Source organism: Coleofasciculus sp. (genome assembly GCF_046539235.1).
Lineage (GTDB): Bacteria > Cyanobacteriota > Cyanobacteriia > Cyanobacteriales > Coleofasciculaceae > Coleofasciculus.
Genome location: NZ_JBKHHI010000465.1, coordinates 1 through 4,873 on the forward strand (window position 1 = coordinate 1; position 4,873 = coordinate 4,873).

General features: G+C 46.2%; 4 protein-coding genes. 2 read left to right on the top strand and 2 right to left on the bottom strand.

The window, feature by feature from the left end; all coding sequences use genetic code 11:
- Positions 1–224, bottom strand: a 224-nt coding sequence (locus ACLFWI_RS26810; RefSeq protein WP_446415457.1) for a DUF1688 family protein, incomplete at its 3' end; no start/stop codon positions are given.
- Between the two features lie 518 nt (positions 225–742).
- Positions 743–2,011 (bottom strand): GTP cyclohydrolase II, encoded by a 1,269-nt coding sequence (locus ACLFWI_RS26815; protein ID WP_446415458.1) that lies wholly within the window; start codon positions 2,009–2,011, stop codon positions 743–745.
- A gap of 770 nt (positions 2,012–2,781) precedes the next feature.
- Here ACLFWI_RS26815 and ACLFWI_RS26820 point away from each other — a divergent pair.
- Together ACLFWI_RS26820 and ACLFWI_RS26825 are read left to right on the top strand one after the other, a co-directional pair.
- On the top strand, positions 2,782–3,354 hold the full coding sequence (locus tag ACLFWI_RS26820) for a hypothetical protein (protein ID WP_446415459.1): 573 nt from the start codon (positions 2,782–2,784) through the stop codon (positions 3,352–3,354).
- Positions 3,355–3,622: 268 nt separating this feature from the next.
- Entirely contained in the window at positions 3,623–4,699 is a 1,077-nt protein-coding gene (locus ACLFWI_RS26825) for a WD40 repeat domain-containing protein (RefSeq protein WP_446415460.1), read from the top strand.
- Positions 4,700–4,873 lie beyond the last annotated feature (174 nt).

The following is a 4,873-nucleotide window of genomic DNA, read 5'->3' on the forward strand; positions in this document are numbered from 1 at the left end:
CCGACTTCAAAATGCCGCCAGCGACTGTGGAATGGGATATTAAAATCGGGATAGTCATCCTGCATGACTTGAATCACATAACTTGCCACATTTTCTAGCTGGGTTAAATCGCAGCCGAAGTAATGCAACTGGTTTGCCTCAGCCAGATCCAAGACGCGATCGCACCGTTCTCGAATCGCCTTTGGTGTTCTTAGATATGCAATGGTTTGTTGATCATTTGTCATTTTTCAGGGAACGGGGAACTTCTTAACAGGGAACAGGGAATACGCGAATGTAGAGACGTAGCATGCTACGTCTCTACGTCGGGGCGGGTTAGTTATATGGTTATCGGTCTAAGGCGGGACATTTTGGTTAGGAAAGGGAACAGGGAACAGATTTGTCCTGGCTTGGGTTGGTAGCCGTTATATTTATTGTTAGGTCAGAAACGATAACAGGGAAACCCGCCCCTACACAAAACTCGAAACTTTTTCATAATTTTAATTTATAGTGTGTACCCCTGAATAACGGTCTGTCGGTATAGCTTACTACAGACGCCAGTGCGGGAGTACACACTCTACTTGTGATTAGACACACTTACTGTTCTGAAAGGAAACACTGCTGACTATGAGGAAGCTAAGTCACTCGATCAAGAATAACAAAGAAGTTGCCTGAAATCAAATCTGCAATCATCTGTTGTTTTTGGCATTTCATTCGTCATTGGTTTTGCTCAACTCCCCAAGTTCCAATAACGAACCAAAAACTATCAACCAAGACTACGCCCTTTAATCGTCGCTAATTTTACGGCATCGGGTGCGGTTGTTTCAGTGTAATAACCAGCCGCTTGTTTGGCAGCAATTTCGACCATGGCATCTTCGGGAATTAAATCGTCAGGAATTGGGATGCGCTTGACAATCTCAATACCCGAACTGGTGATCGCATTGTATTTCATGTCGCTCATGGAGACAAAACTTTCAATGCGAGTAATTCCCAACCAGTGTAGTACATCGGGCATTAGTTCTTGGAACCGCATATCGGGGGCACCCGCCACACATTCAGTGCGGTTGAAATAGGAAGAAGCGCTATCGCCGCCTTCTTGTCGCTTACGGGCATTATAAACCAGGAATTTGGTGACTTCACCTAATGCTCGCCCTTCTTTGCGGAAGTAAACCAAAACCCCTGCACCTCCGGCTTGCGCGGTTTGTACACAAACTTCCAAACCATGTACTAAATAAGGACGACAAGTGCAGATATCGGAACCAAACACATCGGAACCGTTGCATTCGTCATGAACGCGCACGGCAAGTTGGCGATTGGGATCAGTAATCGCGTCCACCTCACCGATTAAGTAGGCGGTAATCCCACCAATCGGAGGTAAGAAAACCTGTAAATCTGGGCGGGTTACCAGTTCAGGGAACATTCCCCCGGTTTGCTGGAAGAGGGCGCGACGTAATTCTCCTTCCTCGACGTTGAGTCGGTGGGCAATTCCTGGCAGATACCACACGGGGTCAATGGCAACCTTGGTGACAACTAAACTGCCGTTAGGCTTGACAATTTTACCGTCAACTGATATGCGATTTTTCTGGATCGCCTCTTGGATTTCCGGCAAATTGACATGGGCTTGGGTGACTGCGATCGTGGGTCGAATGTCGTACCCTTGCTCATAGAGGTTGGCGTAGACATCACCCACCATTCCCCCAAAGGGATCAAGAGACACAATGCGATTAGGGTCAGCCCAACTGGGATGGGGACCAATCTCGACCACTGGAGCCGTATTGGTCAAATCCGCTCGGTGATTGGGATGAAGCGCTCCACTGGCAACGGCTAATGCCCGATAGACGGAATAGGAACCAGAGTGAGTGCCGATCACGTTACGATGGGCAAGGTTTGTCACCGTACCGATAATCGGTCCCCGCTTGAGGGGGTCGATTTCTCCCCAATTCAGGCGAGGGGGTTGTTTCCCAGAACGCCCTGGATGAGAGGTCAAAACAATATGCTTGGGTTTCGACTTCGACAAAGGCTGTGATAGTTGCATGATGACTCCTAGTGTAGAATGCACCTCAAATTGACGTATGAGTCATTTAATTGAAGCAAGCTCCGATCATAGCAATTAGAGTTTGGTTATGGGTTAACCTGATGGAGCATGTTGTCAACACCCCGTAATATTTTCTTAAAATACAACGTAATTACTCAGAGGCTATGGTACGAGGAACACAGTGACTGAGGCATAGGGCTCCGAGTCACTGATATAGCATTACGCATTGAGGTTAGGACAATAAAATTGGGTAAAAAGGCAACAGGCAACAGGCAACAGGGGAATGTCCTAACGTATCCCGGTAGTGCTATATCATGTCCGTCTCAGCAGTCATCACTTCCTCATCACCTCCTTACCCATGCATTCTTGCGCCATTCCTTGCAGCCCTGGAGCCTTGGTCACACGCTCATTACTGTTCCCTGTTCCCTAATTGAATGCGTCCTTGAGTCCTGCTGAACGCACAGGCTGTTGACGAGTCCTGAGCAAAACCATTACATAAATATACAATTCTATTTACATAAACTATTTTTTTTTAAGTTTTGATAAAGAAGGTTGTATCTATGGCTTGAGATAGATAAAGTGACGGCGAGTAGTGTTGCACACTCAATTCTGTCACTGGTTCTTTTTGATACTTCGTCAGTTGCGCTTTTTCAACATCCCCATAAAATCAATACGAATCTTCCGTAAAAACGGTAACCTAATCCACTCCATATCCCCGGCTTTGATCGGGCGGGTTTTGTTGATAAGTGAGCGGTAGAGAAGTAAATCAAATGGCTAAACAAATGCACCTAACCGATGCTGAAGTGAATGCGATCGCGAAACTATTTATCCAGGAGTTGACTCGAAGCATCGACGGAAAACTCATCGCTGGCGCCTTAAACGCCCTGCGTCACGGTGAAGAGATGGAGACTCAACACTTAGTTGGGGCGGGTTTAGTTACATCTGGGGAAAAAAGAAACGATAATAGTGAAACCCGCCCCTACACACAATTCAACACTTTGCCAATTCCTACTCCTCGTTACCAAGAAGGCGATCGCGTTCAGTGGAAAACAAATAAGACAGACTGGGGCGTAATTCTGGGACGCTTTTATGACTACAACCACCATCACAATCAGTGGATGGTTTGTTACATTATCCAACTTGCCCCGGATTCTCCTAGTGCTGCTTGGGTCACCACGGATACGGCATCTGAAGCGGATTTAGAAAAAATACCGGATACCGTTGAACCAATAGAAAATAATGGCAACCCCTACCGTTATCCCACCCATTCTCGTCCTGGGATACCGCCTCTATCTGTCGTGCAATGTCCAACTAATCCTGCGGAAAGATTAAATATTCATTAAATTTATCAGCCAGATTATTTAATTTAACCCGAAAGTATGAGGTTGATTGATTCATTCCAAGTGATCATGGCATCGTTACCGTAGTTTGGGAGTTTCATGATGCCTGGATTCTCTGTAAGTTATACCCTCTCCGAATTAATTTCTCTAATTTTTTGTGCTGTTGTTGGCACGGGAATAATATTTATGGGATACTTTCTGGCTTTATCTGTCGTCTAAGGGAACAACCTCACCAATTTAGGTGGGATGATGTTGTGCCAAAAGGTTAACTATGAGTCGTCGGTCAAGTTCTTACGCGGTTTTCGTCGCACTGACGGTTATAACTGTGCTGTCTGTTATCGTAACCAACGTGCCGCGATCGCTCTCTGTATCCCCAAGTCCCGGAAATGCTACTCTCATCGCCGCTACGCCGACTCAACAATGGCAAGATGCCAAATTATTGCGTAATATTAAGGGACATACAGATGCCGTAGGTGCGATCGCGATTAGCCAAGATGGACAATTCCTCGCCACGGGTAGCGATGATCAAACGATTAAACTCTGGAACCTAAATACAGGTCAACCATTGCGGACGCTTTCTGGACATTCGGATCAAGTTACTGCTCTCGCCATGAGTCCAGATGGAGAAAAATTGGTGAGTGGCGGGGGTATTGAGGACGGTTCCATTAAACTCTGGAATCTGAAAACTGGCGAATTGATCAAGACTCTCCAGAAAAAAGAAGGCATGATTCCATCCCTGGCAATTACCTCAGATGGAAAAACTCTGGCTAGTGGAAGAAGAGGAGAAGGGTTAGGGTTTGTCTCAGAAATTACCCTGTGGAATCTAGAAACAGGCAAGCAACTACTTCAGTTTGAGATTGAAAAATTAACTCTATCCCTTGCTTTTAGTCCCAATGGAGAACTCCTTGTCAGTGGTTCTGAGGACGGTACAATTCATCTATGGAATTGGCAGAGTGGGGAAATTCGGCATATCCTCCAGCATCCTCAGTCTTTAAGAGCGTTGGCGTTTAATCAGGATGGAAATGTCTTGGTGAGTGAGAGTTTTGCTGAAACCATTAACATTTGGAATCCCGAAACTGGGGAATTACTCTCGACACCTGTGGAAAACCCCAAACCTGTGTTTGTGAATGCTTTGGCGCTACATCCGTCGGGTAACATTTTAGCTAGTGCGTTAGGTCCTTATGGCAGATTAGGGTTATGGAATCTGGAATCGGGTGAGTTGATGACGATGTTGGAAGGGTTTTCGGGTTCGATTTTCTCCCTCGGCTTTAGTCATGATGGACAGATATTGGTGAGTGGGAGTAATGATGGCGCGATCGCGATTTGGACAACAGGGAACAGGGAATAGGGAACGGGGAACAGAGAATAGAGAACAGTCGGGGCGGGTTTAGTTACATCTGGGTGAGGGAAGAAACGATAGTTGTAAAACCCGCCCCTACATTCGGAAAGGGCGGGTTTTGAACAAAGGTTAAGTAGGTGGGGACAATTAAAGTTAACGGTGGGGAACTCGCTTTCGCGAGAA